Below are 16,600 nucleotides of genomic sequence, written 5' to 3' on the forward strand. Positions count from 1 at the left end.
ACAATCCCCCAACTTTTTCACTTGATCCGCAACATCCCTGATCGATTACCTTAACAAAGAAGCTGCTGCCAACAACTGGTGCATTACCGTTGCAGATACCACACCTGTGTCATTGCCCGTTATCACTATTAACACCAACCGCATTCAAACCATTGTATTCAACCTGGAGAATACCCTCGAACGCAAGGAACTGATTGCCAATTCCGACCTGGTGATCTCTTTATTGCCCCCTGCCCTGCACCCGGTAATTGCCGCAGATTGCCTGCAGTATAAAAAGCATTTGCTTACGTCTGCTTCTGTTGATGATTCCATAATGAGTTTACAGGATCCCATTAAACAACAGGGCTTGCTGTTCCTGTATGAAGTGGGATTGAATCCCGGTATTGACCACATGAGCGCCATACGGCAAATTCACCGTATTAAGGCCAATGGCGGTACCATCACTTCTTTCAGATCGCATTGCGGCGGTCTTATATCACCCGAAAGCGATGATAATCCCTGGCATTATAAAATTACCGGCACCCCTTACAATATTGTACTGGCCGGTAAAGACGGGGCGGTATTTAAAGAGAACGGTGCAGTTTGCCAGTGGCCGTACGAACAGCTATTCGATCCCAACCGGGTAATTCATATTCCTGATCTCGGATACCTGGCCTGGTATCCCAACCGCAACTCGCTGCAGTATATGCCGCTGTACGGGCTGCCCGAAGCAAGTACGTTTGTACGCACAACACTTCGTTATCCCGAGTTTTGTTTTGGCTGGAAGAATGTAGTTGAGCTGAAACTCACAGATGCCACCAAACGATATCATACGAACGGCGTAACGCTTCAGGAATTCTTTCAAACGCATTTCGCCAGTCATGGCTTTAGCGAATGGATAGAAAAACAATTGACATCACGTTTTGCGCAAACCAAGCAATTGCTCGAAAAGCTGCAACAACTGCTCGATGCGGAACAGGAAGCGGGGGAAGAAGAGCGAAAAGCCCTGCAGGATTTTATGATGGTCGACAACCAGGGAAAGTTGATGGATGTGAACCTGGATTCAATAAAAACACAGGCGGCAGCTACCGTGGCCGGACAAATGCACGAAGCCAACCTGTCGATGAAACAACTTTTCTTTTTAGGAATGGATGATGACCAAACGTTCATCAACAAAGGCGAATGCAGCGCAGCAGAGGTTTTACAATTTGCGTTGGAACAAAAACTGTTGTTGCAGCCGGCAGATAAAGACCTGGTGGTGCTGCATCATGAGATCGGGTATGAGCTGGATGGCATACAACACCTAACCAGCAGCAACCTGGTTGTAAAAGGTGAGGATCATATTAAAACGGCTATGGCTAAAACAAGCGAATTACCACTGGCTATGGCCGCTAAACAAATACTGCAGGGAAATATCCGCGAAACCGGGGTGCATATTCCGGTACTATCATCTGTTTATACACCTGTTCTGCAGGAGCTGGAAACAAACGGGCTCCACTTTAATACCATTGATACCATTATACAATAGGAACGGTGGCAAAATTACCCATCAGGATCTCCTGTACTTCACTGGCCGGCATGTTGAACCAGTTTTGCAATACCGAGGTATATAATGAACGAAAGTCGTACTGCATAGGTACATTATCGTTCACTGTTACGGTTGAAGGAATTACGGGGTTGGAACCGATTATGCCCGCCTTTATGCTATTCCCGAAATAGAATACCGGGGCCGCCGCCCCATGATCGGTACCGCCGCTGGCATTGCTTTTTATTCTTCGGCCGAACTCGGAGAAGGTCATACCCATAACCCGGTTATCAATTTGCAGGAACTGCAGATCGCTCATAAAAGCGCCAATGGCTTCTGATACGCGCTGTAACAGCTTCGCATGAGTTCCGGTGGTAGTATCGGTTTCGGTTTGTTTGGCATGCGTATCAAAACTACCGGTGCTTACCAAGTACACTTTTGTTTTTAAGCCCCCGGCTATCAGGCGCGCCACGATCTTTAACTGATCGGCCAGAGGATTTTTACCGGCGGCCGGGTAAGCAGGCGACTGTGTTGGCACTTTCTGTGCCGCGTTCTTTATTACAGTAGCATATTGATCGGTCTTCTGGCTCATGAGCTCAATATAATCGAGCTGTTCGCCCCAACGCGAATTGGCATTCACATTCACTTTTCCTTCTACCAGTTTATAAAAACCTGCAGGATTGCTGATTGCCATTCCCATGGTAAACAAAGGCCCCTGCAATACGGTTGACACCACCGACCCTACCTGTATGGCCAGCGGATCGGGCATGGCTTCATTGGGAAAATTATCGGGGAACTGCGGAAATACATCATGCAGAAAACGGCCGGCCCAGCCCGACGACACTACTTTATCACTGTCTGACCCGGTCATCCAGATATCGGTTGCCCTGAAATGTGAGAAATTGGGTTTGGGGTAACTCACTGCCTGCACCACGCCGAGTTTGCCCTCATTGAACAGTTGCTGCATATTTGCCAATGCGGGGTTGAAAGCAGTTGCATCGAACCCGTTCAACTTAAGCACTTTTTCCTGAGGCAAAAAGATATTCGGCCTCGCTGCTGTATAAGCACTGTATTGATCGAAGGGAATTACCGTATTGATGCCATCGTTGCCACCCGCCAGTTGAATAAGCACCAGCACGCGGTCGTCGTTCAGTACGGCATGCTTAGCATGTACAGCCGGTGTACCCGCCAGTGCTTTCAGCGAAATGCCGTGCAGGAAGGAGGGCAATACCACGCCCGTTATAGTATCCCGTAAAAATTTTCTTCTTTTCATAGTTGAGGTTTTACATTAACTGGTATTGGGGCAGGCTCATCATGTATTTCAACAGGCTCTTCAATTTATTGGTAACGTTCTTTGCGTTGGCTGCATCGGCGGGGTTCTCCTGCAATTTGGCCCAGGCATCCGTCCAGTAATGATCACTGGCCATGCCCTGCAAACCCTGCAGCAGAATGCCGGTTTTCATATACTGTTTTTCTTCAACCGGCAACTCAACAGCGTACAACAGTGAAGCCAGCTCGTCGATCAGTTTATTGGGATCACCGGGGGCCGATAATAGCTTAGCATATTGAACCGGATCAATCAAAATTTTCTTTCCGTTGCGCGCAAAACCATTGTTCAACATGCGGTCGGTAAATGCGGTGCGCTTGGGCAGGGTATCGGAACTGATCCAGGATTTATCATACAAAGGTTCCTGGTACCAGGCGGGCCAGCCGGCTACATTGGGCGGGTCGCCGATATTCTGTTGCATTTGCGATGCAGTGATCTGGATATTGCCCCACAAGCCATATTGATCAGCGAAACTGTCATCTCCAGGAAAAACAATATCATATTCACGGCACAGTCCAACCGCAAAATCAACCGGACTTTTTATAATACCGCCGCGGTTGCCCAGGTCATAGAAATGCCGGCTGCTGAATAGTTTTTCCAGCACCGGTTTTATTTCATAATTGTTTTCGCGAAAAATATGGGCGAGGGGTTCAATCACCGTTTTTTCGGTGGCCTCATCTATCTGATGATATACAAAAAAGCGATACAATTTGCGACAAATGAAGCGGGATACTTCATCTTGTTGAAAAATAAGGTCGAGCATTTCATCCAGTTCTCCCTCCCCTTCTTTTCCTTTACGTCCTTTTATGACCTGGTTATTATAAAAAGCACTGAATTGTTTATCTCTTTCATCGTGACGGCCGGCATCAAAAATACCATGTACATCGGGCAACGATTTGTTCTCGATGCGAAAACCAGTAAGTACTCTTGCGGCGGCTTTTACATCGGCTTCGGTATAATGCGAGCCCGGCCCCTTGCCTACTGTAAACAATTCCTGCAGTTCGCGGCCATAATTTTCATCAGGCGCTTTTTTTGTATTGGCATTTCCGTTCAGGTATTTGAGCATGGCCGCATCAACCGTAACGGCCCGCACCATGGCTTTAAAATTTCCCAGGGCATATTGCCGCAACAGGATGTTGTGTTTATAGATGAAAGTGGGGTTGTCGACCGTATTGGTTTCGGTAGCAAAATGATTATGCCAGAAGAGCACCATTTTTTCGCGCAGGGTGCGTTGCTGGTTGATCATGCAGCCCAGCCACCAGGCCTTGAAAGAATTTCTGCGGCGGCCACTGTTCATTCCGCTTACTTTGGTGGCAGTTATCCAGGTAGCGCCGGGTTGAATTTCTTCATCCGTGTATTTATCGTCGTTATAATTATTGACTGGGGGAGCCGGAACCGGTTCTTCAGTATACAGCAACTGGTGTATGGTACGCCGGAGCGATTGCGAAGCAAAATGATCTATATCTTCTTTCCTGGCACCGAACTGGGTTCTTTTCAGCAAATGTTTTACTTCGGGCTCTTTCCATTTGCCTTTGTATTTTTTCAAGGATGTTGTTACGGAAGGAATTGCCATTGCATGCAATTTTTGGTACATCATCTAAACTATGCAAAATTGCTACCACTTGCCACAAAAATATGTGAACGAAATGTTATGAGCAATGACAATCCTGATTAAAATATGGTGAACGGCGCTTGCGTTTTTTTGCGGGCGAACTAGTTTTTTAACAAGGTGATCAGGTCCTGTACCCCTAATGTAGCCGGTTTTTCAATATTGGTTACGTTCATTACCGATGAGGTATTGGGGATCACCTTATCGATCACATATTTGGGTATTTCCATAGGTGCATAATTCACCAGGCCCGCGGCCGGGTATACCACCAGGGAAGTGCCAACGACCACAAAAATATCGGCGCTTAGTACTACAGGAATGGCCCGTTGTATCATAGGCACTTCTTCTTCGAACCATACAATATGTGGCCGTAATTGGGCGCCATCTGCGGCTTTGTCGCCCAGGTTGATATCGCCTTTGATATCATACACCAGCGATTCATCATGCTCGCTGCGCATTTTGAATATTTCCCCGTGTAAATGCAGTATTTTTTTAGAGCCTGCGCGTTCGTGCAGGTCATCAATATTCTGGGTGATGATAGTTACGTCAAAATCATCCTGCAGCTGGGCCAAACCGAAATGGGCCGCATTGGGTGCTGCATCGAGTACATTTTTACGGCGCTGGTTGTAAAATTCCAGCACCAGGGCCGGATCCTTTTTCCAGGCGCGTGGGGTAGCCACATCCCTTACATCATATCCTTCCCATAAACCATCGCTGTCACGAAAAGTTTTCAATCCGCTTTCGGCGCTTATACCTGCGCCGGTTAATACTACGATCTTCTTTTTGCTCATAATTCAAATTTATAAAAAAAAGTAAAGGGTGGGTCGCTCTCAAATGAGCGTCTCACTCTGGGGATCGTTAAGATGATGGGTGACCCACCATAAAAGCGGGTGAGCCCCATTAGTGAAGCCCACCCTTTGCGACTCATCAGTAAGAAGGGTGAGCCTCTACTTATTGTAAAGACCCAGCCCTTTGAGAACCCTATTTAGAACACTACTAGACTATTTTTCCACTGCGCTCTGCGGCGCCGGGCTTACGGCCTGCTGCCCGTTTTTTGATTTCGCTCTCCATCTCCTGAAGCCCCACCAAACGCCACCTAACAAAAACCACAATGGCCATAAGTTCAGTACCACTATCAGCACTTCTCCCAGCCAATCCATTCCATCGCGCAATGCATTTAACACCCTTTGCCCAAAGCCCGGATTAAGCCCCTCCACTGCCGCTGCATTCAACACTTCATAAAAGGTTAATTGTATAGTGCTGTAGGCTGCTGCATGGGTGAGATAGCTCACCCGGCCGGCGCCTGCTTCAATTTCTTCCTGGATGTTATTTATTTCCCCCTGCACCTTTAGTATATCTTCCATGTTTTTGGCCTGCTTCAATAAATCGAGGTAGCGTAACCTGATCTGCCGTTTGGCTTCTGTTCTGGAACGGGTATCTATTACTTCGCCGGTTACATCCTGCGATGTAATTTTTTGCGTTACCACATTATCATCTTTGGTGGTTGTTATTGATTTTACCAGGTTATCAAACTGATCAACAGGCACCTTGATGGTTACTATGTTCTCAATCTTGTAATCCGATTTATTTTGCTCTTCTTCGGCCACATAACCACCGGTTTGCTTTACCTGATCGTGTACAAAATCGTTGAACGTTTTATGATTCTTAGCTTCAACGGTCAAGGTGGCGTTCTTGATGATCTTTTTATCCCAGTCAATATTTGGCGCAGGAGTTGATGAGGGCGGTTGTTGTTTCCTTACTTCGTTTTCCTCTGCCGGGGCAGGCGCCGTAGTGTCGGTAACACCATAATTGTTTTTATAGTCAGCACCAGCCGGCATTTTTTCGGTATTAGCCGTTGCCATATCAAGCGTTTTTGCTTCGGAGCCGCTATTATTACAAGCTATAAAGCATGTCAGCAATATTGATGTTACCAATACCACTGGTTTATTAGGAGAAAGCATGATACAATTTTTAATTTTTTTATCTTATTTTTTAGCTGTCAGTGAACCTGCTGCCTGCACAAGCGTAATAAATTCCTGGCGATAGCCATTGGCATCAGCTCCTTTGGCGCCTTTGGCTAAACTTATCACCTGTTGAAAAGAAGCGTTTTGTTTGAATTCGGAGTTGCGCAACAACATACCGAATGCAGCCACGGCTGCAGAGAACCGGAAATTATCAGATGTACTGGCGAGCGCCAGATGCGAATCTGTTACCGGGTGAACGATGAGTTTGCTCACATCGCCATCAGGTTTTTTATAGCGCAATTTGATCGTCATCAGTTCATCGCCACCACTGGTAGCCGTACTGTTTTTAGCCGGCTGGTATTTAAGCGGGTCTACATTGGCAATGAATTCGCTTTTCACGCCTACCGGTATCACTTCATACAAAGCTGTTACGGTATGGCCAGAACCAAGTTCGCCCGCATCCTTTTTATCGTCATTAAAATCTTCCGCAGCCAGTACGCGGTTTTCATAACCGATGAGTCGGTAAGCCTGTACTTTGGCCGGATTGAATTCGATCTGGACCTTTACATCCTTGGCAATGGTGAACAGGGTGCTGGCAAATTCAGACACCAGTACTTTGCGTGCTTCGTTGATATTATCGATGTATGAATGGTTGCCGTTCCCTTTATCGGCCAGCTGTTGCATTTTATTATCCTTGTAATTCCCCATGCCATAGCCCAGTACACTCAGGAAGATGCCGCTTTTTCTTTCCTTTTCAATTAGGGTAACCAGTTCATCATCGCTGCTGAGGCCCACATTGAAATCGCCATCGGTGGCCAGAATGATGCGATTATTGCCCCCTTTTATAAAATTGTCACGGGCTACCTTATAAGCGAGTTGAATGCCTTCACCACCGGCGGTGGAACCACCTGCTTCGAGCTGATCGATGGCTTCTTTTATGGCCGTTTTATTGGTTCCACTGGTTGGCGGCAAAACCAGTCCGGCATTACCTGCATATACGACAATGGCCACTTTATCGTCGGGGCGCAACTGATCGGCCAGTAATTTCATGGACGCTTTCACCAGGGTTAATTTGTTCTCATCCTGCATAGAACCCGATACATCGATCAGGAATACAATATTGGCATTGGGTAAATGTTGAACCGGGATTTCTTTTCCCTGTAACCCGATATGCACCAGGCGGTGCTGGGGACTCCAGGGGCATTCAGATAACTCGGTATTTACAGTGAATGGATCATCGTTCTGTGGTTGCGGATAGGTATAATCGAAATAATTGATCATTTCCTCAATACGAACGGCGCCGGGCGGTGGTATGCTGCCGTTATTGATAAACCGGCGCACATTGCTGTAAGCGGCTTCATCTACGTCGATTGAGAAAGTAGACAAGGGGTTTTGCGTAGCCGCCAGAAACCTGTTCTCTACTATATTATTATAATCTTCGGTGTTGAAAGGTTTTTCTTCTTCTTTCGCTTCGGGCGGGGGTGGCACTTCATCATTATCTACTGAACCATCCTGCACTACGAGCTTTTTACTTTCGATGACAGCAGGCGAACCAGGCTGTGCAGGCGCAGGCTGCGCCTGGGGTTGAACCAGCATCACATCGGCGGTATTCGCTTGTTTCGATTCACTATCAGCAGAGGAAGATTTTCCGGATTGATCGTTACAGGCAATAAAGAGCCACAGCAGCAATGCTGCCAGCAGTTGACATATAAATTTCATGACTATGATTATTTAGGGATGCGTAGTAATTAGATGCAGATCGTTGAGAATTACATAAAGTAAGGGAAAGGAAATTTAAGTGGTCCTGGTAGTTTGTCAGGGATCTTGTTCGTTAGTTCAATAGCATAGTAAACCGGGGAGCCCCGAACAGTTGTTGTTGGCATGGCAATATGTTTTAGGCATAGATGTACTGATTAATTACACCATACCTAAAAAGGTAACCTCAAAAAAATGTTAAAGGAATTTACAGGCTTACTGCTTCGCCAGTTCCATAACTGCCTTCCATTCATCATCGGTAACAGGCTGAACCGATAACTGGCTGATGCGTACCAACGCCATGTTGGCAAGCCGTTTGTCTTTTTTTATTGCGCTTAATGATACGGGATGGACAAATTTTTTGAAAGGCTTCAGATCAACCGCTACCCAGCGGTCGTCATCGGTGGAGGGGTCCTGGTACCATTCTTTCGCTACTTTGGCAATACCCACGATCTCCAAACCTTCATTACTGTGGTAATATAATACCTCATCACCCTTCTTCATTGCCTTGAGGTGATTACGGGCCGCATAATTGCGTACGCCATCCCAAAAGGTTTGTTTGTCCTTTTCAAATTGTTCCCAGGAATAAACAGAAGGTTCAGATTTTACCAGCCAGTATGCCATTAGTGGTTTTATTAGGGGTGAAAGGTAATAAAAAAGATGAAAGCTACAAGCAAAGAAACAGTTACAGGTTCCAGGTTGCAGGGGAGCAAGTCGGTATTACCTTATAACCAGCAACAGGCTCATTTTTTTATATTTTTTTCCATTATTTAAATCCAACCCTTCCCCGCCTCCGTATATGATCCGGATCCTTTACCGGTACATGATCAATACACACTAAAAAACACATTATTTACCTAATTACAATCATTGTTATGAAATCGGTTAAAAGTTTTGCCCTGCTGGTTGCAGCAGCTTTTTTTATGAATGCTTCGTTTGCTCAAAATATGGACAAAACCGTTGAAGTAGGCGGCGCTGCCATGTATCCCTCTAAAAACATTGTACAAAATGCGGTGAATTCAAAAGATCATACCACGTTGGTGGCTGCTGTAAAAGCTGCCGGACTGGTTGAAACTTTAGAAACACCTGGTCCGTTTACCGTATTCGCACCTACCAATGCCGCTTTTGATATGCTGCCCAAAGGCACTGTTGAAACGCTGCTGAAACCAGAAAATAAAGCCATGCTCACTACCATTCTTACCTATCATGTAGTGGCCGGCAAACTCGATGCAAAGGAATTATCGCGTTTGATCAAAGCAGGAAATGGAAAAGCCCAATTGAAGACTGTGGCCGGCGGCACCCTGTGGGCTTCTATGAAGGGAAATAAGATCATGTTAACCGATGAAAAAGGTGGCATGGCAACCGTTACCATCAAGAATGTTTATCAAAGCAATGGCGTTATTCATGTAATTGATCATGTGGTGTTACCCAGGAGCTAAGGTTGCTCCGAAGGTCCTGATCTTTATCGGGGCCTTCTTTAAATTTTGATAATTATTCAATTTTCAGATCGCCGGTTATCATTAAGCTTCCCCCACTCTTCTCATTCCATTTTTAACTTTGCCATAAAACAGATCGTAAAAAAAGCACCCGCCCGAATACGTTAGTTTCACTCAATATAATACGGGGTTGTGAACAGATCAGGATGCCATGGATTTTTTCCGTGGCATTTCTGTTTAAAAGAAAATCTTATAAAAATTCTTCTTAAAAAAAATCTAACGGTTCCCCACTTCCGTAAGTATAACAAATCATTACCACTTTTATCATCACAAAAAATTGCAATCATGAAAAAGAAAAAAATGCTGCTCGCTGCGCTGGCTGTAGCAGGCATTACGGTAGGCGGATTGGTATATGCTGCTGACCATATTGATTCACCCGCGGTTACCAATCAAACCACCGACATTACCGATCTGTATGTATTTCAGGGACAGGATGCCAATAACCTGGTGTTCGTTGCCAATACCCAGGGATTACTGGCGCCCTCAGCAACAGGCGCCGCTCAGTTTGATGCCAATACCCTTATTGAATTCAACATCGACAACAATAATGATAATGTTGAAGACCTCGTGATCCAGGGTATTTACAACAATGGGAAAATGAAAATATATGGTCCCATTAAACCATCAGAAACAGGTGGCCGCAGTAAGCTGGAAGGTCCGGTAACAGCAGAAGTGGCAGTTACACCCTATGGTTCTGCAGCTAACATTGGCACCGGCGGCGGCATGAAAGTGTTTGCCGGTCCGCGCGATGATCCGTTCTTCTTTGATCTTACCCAGTTTAAAAAGATCATTGGCGGCATGGCCACCAGTTTCAACAACCCCGGTACAGATGCATTTGCAGGCACCAACGTTATGAGCTTTGCGGTGGAACTGCCTAAATCAATGCTGAATGCCACCAATGGGAAAATTAATGTGTGGTTAGAAACAAAAAAGAAAATGTAGACACCACCAGTCCCCTAAAGGGGGAGTAAGGAAGCGTAAATCTATAGCCCCCTCAGAGAATGCATTACCCTGACAATTCAAGATTAAAATCAGTAAAATAATTTTTATGAAAATAATTGCTTTAAGCAGATTTCTATTGATCGCAGCAGGCATAGCGACCTTCGGTGCCTGCAAAAAAGACAAAGACAATACGCCTACGTATTATCAAACCCAGGACCAGATGGCGCGTCCGGCCATCAATACCGTTTTTGTTTCAACAGCCGACAAAGATGTGTTCAACACAACGGTTCCTTCAGCCATGAATGCTGCATTTGCCAGCAAATTCAAATCAAGATTGCTGGCCTTGAACCCCGGTTATACCACCAACTTGTTAGGATTAAATGCCGACCAGTTCACTGGTGTGCTGGTAACTGATGTACTAAATGCATCGACTACCGAACCCACCAGTTTCTACAATGGTACTAATGTACTTACCGGCCGGGCTCTGGCAGATGATGTTATTGACGTGGAGCTCACCCTGATCTTTGGCGGGCCAACCGGCGCTTCGAATCCCGGGTTAACCAGCGATCATGTCAATGGCAATGATAAGGCGTTTTTAAGTTCTTTCCCGTATCTGGCAACTCCTCATTGATGACAATTGGTATCTGAAGTAGGAAGTAAGAAGTTCATGTTTTATTTCTGATTTTGAGATTTAGAGATTTCGGGATTTCGCCAGGGTCCGCATGCTACCAAATCGCAAAATCCCAAAATCTATAAATCAGCAATTCTTACTTCTTACATCCTACTTCTTACCTCTTACTTCAAAAACACACTACATGAAAAAGCTAATTCCCATAATGATCATTGTTCTGTTTACAATCTCCGGTTGTCAAAAGCCCCCCATTACCAATTTCAAAGATTATGCAGTTTATCTGCAACCAACTCCCAACACGCACCTGCAGCAAATAGATACCGAATTTAATTTCTGGACAAACAAACTGATTAATTCACCGGGCGATATCATTGCAGAATCAAAGCTGGCCGGTTTGCTTACCAAACGGTTTGCTTATTCGGGCAACATTACCGAGATACACCGGGCCGATAGTCTGTACCGCGTAGTAAATGTTATCAACCACACTACCGGTTCCGGCACTTTCCGTTCGCTGGCCACCAATTGCATTACGCAGCATCGTTTTCAGCAGGCTCAATTGTATATTGATTCCGCACTGGCATTAGGCGATGATAAATACCTCACCACGCTCATGGAATTTGATGTGGCCATGGAACTGGGCAACCGTTACCGCGCACAAAAAGCATTGAACAGCCTGGCCGACAAAACCACCTTTGAATACCTGATACGCGCCGCAAAATATAAAGACCATGTGGCAGGAGATCTGGATGCAGCGATCGGTTTAATGGAAAAAGCCTTTGATAAAATAAAAGACAACCCCGCTCCCGCCCTCTTTTGCTGGCTCAAAACAAACCTCGGTGATCTGTATGGCCATGCAAACCGATATAGTGAATCGTACCAATGCTACCTGCAGGTGCTGGCCAAAGACCCGCATTATTACCATGCGCTGAAGGGAATTGCCTGGCTGGCTTTTTCGCACGATAACAATGTGGCGAATGCCCGGAAAATAGTGGCGTATTTGCAGCAACAGCATTCCGTCCCCGATTATGAATTATTACTTTCGCAAATGGCGGCTTCACAGCATGATAGTATGGCATATCAACAGCATATCGACCGGTTCATCACCGCTACAAAAAATAAATTATATGGCAATATGTATAACAAATACCTGTTCGCCATTGAAGCCGATGAGCAAAACAATGCCAGCCGATGTTTGCAGATCGCAGAAACGGAAGTAGCGCATCGCCCCACGCCCGAAGCGTTCAGCTGGCTGGCCTGGGCATATTGCCGGAACGGTGAAGTGAATAAAGCCATGGAAACAGCGCGGTTGTATGTAGCCAATAAATGTTTTGAACCCGATGCCCTGTATTACCTGGGAAAAATTTACCAGGCGGGCGGTCAAAACTCCAGGGCCCGTACTTATTTAAAAGCTGCGCAAAAAAGTTCGTATGAGCTGGGACCTGTAGTAAGCAATAGCATAAAAGAATCCTTAAAAGCCCTGTAACCGATCATGAAAAAGCTTATTGCCACCGCATTGACTGTGTGTATGACGTTTGTGGCCTGGAGCCAAAACGCCATGCAGGGCCGGGTGATCGATAAGATCAGCAGGGAACCGCTTGAACTCGCCTATGTACGATGGAGCAATATAACCCAGGGTGTGGTTACCAATAAGCAGGGCTATTTCACTTTAATTAAAAGAACAACTGACCGTACCGACTCATTGACCATTTCCTATATCGGGTTTGCCACACAGGTGGTAAAAACAAACGGTTCCAACCCTGTAATTGAAATGGAAAAAGGCCCGGTGAATTTACAGGAAGTGCTGATCACACCGCAATCGTCAGCCGCATCATTCCACGCCATCAGCAAAATTGATCTGAACCTGCAACCCGTGCGATCGGCGCAGGATATATTACGCACCGTACCTGGATTGTTTATTGGTCAACACCAGGGCGGCGGCAAGGCGGAACAAATTTTCTTACGGGGTTTTGATATTGATCATGGCACCGACATTAATGTAACTGTTGACGGTTTGCCGGTGAATATGGTATCTCATGCCCATGGCCAGGGCTATGCCGATCTGCATTTTCTTATTCCCGAACTCACTGGTAATGTTGATTATGGTAAAGGCCCTTATTACACACAATACGGCAACCTGGGCACAGCTGGTTACGTTAGTATGAACACCCTCAATAGCCTTGATAAAAGTACCGTAAAGCTGGAAGGTGGACAGTTCAATACCCTGCGCGGATTGGCGATGATCGACTTATTGAGCAACCGGCAAAAACAACAATGCACCAATGCTTATGTAGCAAGCGAGTTCCTGTATTCCGACGGACCGTTTGAATCGCCGCAACATTTCACACGCTTTAACCTGTTCGGAAAACTGAACACGAACATCGGCAAGACCGGCAAGCTTACCCTTATTGGTTCTACCCTCAACAGCGGCTGGGACGCATCGGGCCAAATACCTAAGCGGGCCGTGAAAAGCGGACTGATAGGTCGTTTTGGTTACATCGACAATACTGAAGGCGGTTACACCAATCGCACCAATGCCAGCGCCAAACTCACGAGCTATCTTTCACCCAACACTACCTGGGAAAACCAGGCTTATTACACCAATTACAATTTTAACCTGCATAGCAATTTCACCTTCTATTTAAACGATCCGGTGAACGGTGATCAGATAAGGCAACGCGAAAGCAGGAATATAACAGGTTATCATTCCAAACTATCACACGAAACCAATTTCGGAAAATGGAATGTACAATCGATGTTTGGGGCCGGTTTCCGGCACGATCAAACGAGGAATACGGAATTATCGCATACGATCAACCGCAATACGGTGCTGGAATATAAACAGCTGGGCGATGTTCGCGAAACCAATGCCTTTGCCTGGGCCGATGAAAGCCTGGAAAAAGACAGATGGCGTTTCAATGTGGGCGCCCGCCTCGATTATTTGAATTTTCATTATTTCGACAAACTCACAAGCGATCAATCGCCCGATCAGTCAAAACTGATTGTAAGTCCCAAGTTGAATATTCAATATACGCTCAATACAAAAACGCAGTTGTACCTGAAAACAGGAAAGGGATTTCATTCAAACGATGCGCGGGTGGTGGTATTCAACCGCGGTTATGATATTTTACCCGCTGCCTATGGTGCTGACCTTGGCGTACTGTTAAAGCCAACCCGTAATCTGTTGCTGAATGTAGCTGCCTGGTATTTGTACCTGCAACAGGAATTTGTGTATGTGGGCGATGAAGGCGTGGTAGAACCCAGTGGTAAAACCCGGCGAATAGGCATCGATCTCTCGGCCCGTTACCAGCTTAACAGTTGGTTGTTTGCCGATTTAAATATAAACCTGGCCAAACCACGTAGCGCAGAACAACCAAAAGGCGAAAACTATATTCCGCTGGCGCCAACCCTTACCAGCACCGGTGGCTTAAACTGGCAATTTAAAAAAGGCTGGAACGGAAGCTTACGCTACCGCTATATGCACGACCGCCCGGCCAATGAAGACAATTCGGTTGTAGCTAAAGGATACACGGTAACTGATCTTTCCCTTAACTATACAAAAAAGAAATACGAAGTTGGACTGGCGATTGAAAACCTGTTCAATGTACAATGGAATGAAACGCAGTTTGATACGGAGTCACGGCTGAAAAATGAACCTGCTCCTGTTACAGAGATCCACTTCACACCCGGCACGCCTTTCTTTGCGCGAATGAAGTTAGCGGTGTTCTTCTAATCAATACATTGAAAAAAGGAAAAGTCGCTCAAAACCTGAGCGACTCTCCTCCTCTCTATAACCTGTCCTATTTCTTATTACCTACTATAACTATTTTATCGGTGCCTTTTATCGGTGTGCCGCCGAATTCAGCTTTAAGATTACCGGTAATAGTCAGGTCCAGACAAGCGCCAAGTGGTGGATCAACTACCGTTGCCGAAATTGACGGAAAATCAAATTTAACGGTCAGGTCGGCCCGGCCGTCAGCACCGGCAGATGAGCAGGATGCACAATCAGTTAATGTACCAGTGAACGGAGTGGCCACATCCTGAATGGCAGATCTCAGCAGCGCAACGCCATTTATTTTCAATGTGGATGGATCAATTTTAGTAACATCAAAATCAGCTGTTCCTAAAATGGCGACCGGCAACACACCTTGCGCATCCGGATTGAATGGATTAGGACAACCGCCCGGACGAACATCAAACGGTACAGTAATTTCTGTCACGGGTGCAGCGCCTGCAGGCAGATCGATCAGCGCAACAATAAGCCCCAAACAATCATTATTGGTATGCGTTACTACATGCAGCGTATTGGGGCCCGGAGTTAAAAATGAAGTAATATCCCATGATCTTATATCCCATAATCTACCATTGAGGTCTGAGCCACCCACTGCCTGCGGTACGGTATTACCCTGGAATACAGCACCTGCAGGAACAAGCTGTACATCATTTACGGTGATTTCACCATCGGCATAAGTTTGCCCATCAGATACATGCATTTGAACGTTTGCGGTTCCTGTTGTGTAGTTTATGCCAGCAAGCGTAACATCCCATCCTTCGGGATCAGCCGGCGCATTCGGATTACCGGCAATACCAGCAAAAGGTTGGTTGGAATCATTGCCCTCGAATATCACCACATCGCGGTTGTTGGTAGCATCTGCATCTTTGAAAAAGACGATCAATGAGGCGCCATTGGGGTTCAGATCACCAAAACCGGCCAACGCATAATTGCCGTTTCCGGTTGCAGTTACCAATGCAGTTACATCTGCCTTATAAGCCTGGCTATTATTATAACCCCAGCAATTGTCGTTTGAGTAACCAAGATTTGTTCCGGTAACCGGTGTTCCGTTTACAGTAATAGTACTGCCTGCATCTACGGTTGAATTGGTTACACCATGCCAGTATAAAAGAGCTTTGGTGATTGTGCCACTTACACCGCCAAGGGTGATGGCGCCGGCACCCACATTTCTTAATCCGGAAACACCGGCAGAAACAAAATCGGTGTTGTAGATGGTGGTGTTCAATTCAACACTTCTGGCAGTGCTGTTCGTTGACACTCGTCCTGATGCTTTTGCATTACAGAAAGCTTTGGAACCTTGTTGTGATAACAGTTCTCCTGATTGGGGTTCTCCTAAAGACGATTTTACGCCGGCAGATTTTTTACAGCTGATCGTAAAAAGTACTGCACCTGCGAGCACACAAATGGCTACGAGGGCAAGAGATCGTACATTTCTCATAATGGTTCTTTTGAAGGTTTGTATGATATTTATTAGTGTATACGCTGCTTCTTTTGCCAGGCCAAAGCCATGCAAAGGCAGACAGCTTCAATTCCTGAGCTTGTTGCGGCTCCTGTAACAGGATGTATTATGCGGAATGGTTGG

The 16,600-nt window shown here is 45.9% G+C and carries 13 protein-coding genes; 6 read left to right on the forward strand and 7 right to left on the reverse strand.

Features of this window, described 5'->3' with window-relative positions:
- The first annotated feature begins 40 nt into the window (after positions 1–40).
- Entirely contained in the window at positions 41–1,507 is a 1,467-nt protein-coding gene (locus A3860_RS34000; protein WP_262497351.1) for a saccharopine dehydrogenase C-terminal domain-containing protein, read from the forward strand.
- Here the strand turns inward: A3860_RS34000 and A3860_RS34005 are convergent.
- The 6 genes from A3860_RS34005 to A3860_RS34030 all read right to left on the reverse strand — a co-directional run bounded on the left by A3860_RS34005 (position 1,497) and on the right by A3860_RS34030 (position 8,783).
- Positions 1,497–2,777: a DUF1501 domain-containing protein gene (locus A3860_RS34005; protein ID WP_081154994.1), complete on the reverse strand. Its 1,281-nt coding sequence runs from the start codon at positions 2,775–2,777 to the stop codon at positions 1,497–1,499. The two genes, A3860_RS34000 and A3860_RS34005, sit on opposite strands and share 11 nt — an antisense overlap.
- Positions 2,778–2,787: 10 nt before the next feature.
- A complete protein-coding gene (locus A3860_RS34010) occupies positions 2,788–4,404 on the reverse strand; it encodes a DUF1800 domain-containing protein (protein WP_158085450.1) in 1,617 nt (538 codons plus the stop codon).
- 140 nt (positions 4,405–4,544) lie between these two features.
- Entirely contained in the window at positions 4,545–5,231 is a 687-nt protein-coding gene (locus tag A3860_RS34015; RefSeq protein WP_081154996.1) for an SIR2 family NAD-dependent protein deacylase, read from the reverse strand.
- Positions 5,232–5,441: 210 nt separating this feature from the next.
- Positions 5,442–6,401 carry a DUF4349 domain-containing protein gene (locus A3860_RS34020; RefSeq protein WP_081154998.1) on the reverse strand — a complete coding sequence of 320 codons (960 nt, stop codon included), beginning with the start codon at positions 6,399–6,401 and terminating at the stop codon, positions 5,442–5,444.
- Positions 6,402–6,425: 24 nt separating this feature from the next.
- Positions 6,426–8,123, reverse strand: a complete 1,698-nt coding sequence (locus A3860_RS34025) for a vWA domain-containing protein (RefSeq protein ID WP_081154999.1) — start codon at positions 8,121–8,123, stop codon at positions 6,426–6,428.
- A gap of 252 nt (positions 8,124–8,375) precedes the next feature.
- Complete coding sequence (locus A3860_RS34030) at positions 8,376–8,783, reverse strand: EVE domain-containing protein (protein ID WP_081155002.1); 408 nt, start codon at positions 8,781–8,783, stop codon at positions 8,376–8,378.
- Positions 8,784–9,034: 251 nt separating this feature from the next.
- Between A3860_RS34030 and A3860_RS34035 the strand changes: the two genes are divergently transcribed.
- The 5 genes from A3860_RS34035 (at position 9,035) to A3860_RS34055 (ending at position 14,958) form a co-directional block, all read left to right on the forward strand.
- Complete coding sequence (locus A3860_RS34035) at positions 9,035–9,598, forward strand: fasciclin domain-containing protein (RefSeq protein WP_081155004.1); 564 nt, start codon at positions 9,035–9,037, stop codon at positions 9,596–9,598.
- A gap of 342 nt (positions 9,599–9,940) precedes the next feature.
- Positions 9,941–10,597, forward strand: coding sequence for a DUF4331 family protein (locus tag A3860_RS34040; RefSeq protein WP_081155007.1), 657 nt, complete (start codon positions 9,941–9,943; stop codon positions 10,595–10,597).
- A gap of 106 nt (positions 10,598–10,703) precedes the next feature.
- Positions 10,704–11,228, forward strand: a complete 525-nt coding sequence (locus tag A3860_RS34045) for a DUF4331 family protein (protein WP_081155010.1) — start codon at positions 10,704–10,706, stop codon at positions 11,226–11,228.
- A gap of 184 nt (positions 11,229–11,412) precedes the next feature.
- Positions 11,413–12,711, forward strand: coding sequence for a tetratricopeptide repeat protein (locus tag A3860_RS34050; RefSeq protein ID WP_081155012.1), 1,299 nt, complete (start codon positions 11,413–11,415; stop codon positions 12,709–12,711).
- A 6-nt stretch (positions 12,712–12,717) separates the two neighbouring features.
- Positions 12,718–14,958, forward strand: coding sequence for a TonB-dependent receptor (locus A3860_RS34055; RefSeq protein WP_081155015.1), 2,241 nt, complete (start codon positions 12,718–12,720; stop codon positions 14,956–14,958).
- 67 nt (positions 14,959–15,025) lie between these two features.
- On the opposite strand, the gene A3860_RS34060 is transcribed toward A3860_RS34055, so the two are convergent.
- Complete coding sequence (locus A3860_RS34060) at positions 15,026–16,456, reverse strand: hypothetical protein (protein WP_143774405.1); 1,431 nt, start codon at positions 16,454–16,456, stop codon at positions 15,026–15,028.
- Between the last annotated feature and the right edge of the window lie 144 nt (positions 16,457–16,600).

Origin of the sequence: Niastella vici, assembly GCF_002077945.1 — a bacterium.
Lineage (GTDB): Bacteria > Bacteroidota > Bacteroidia > Chitinophagales > Chitinophagaceae > Niastella > Niastella vici.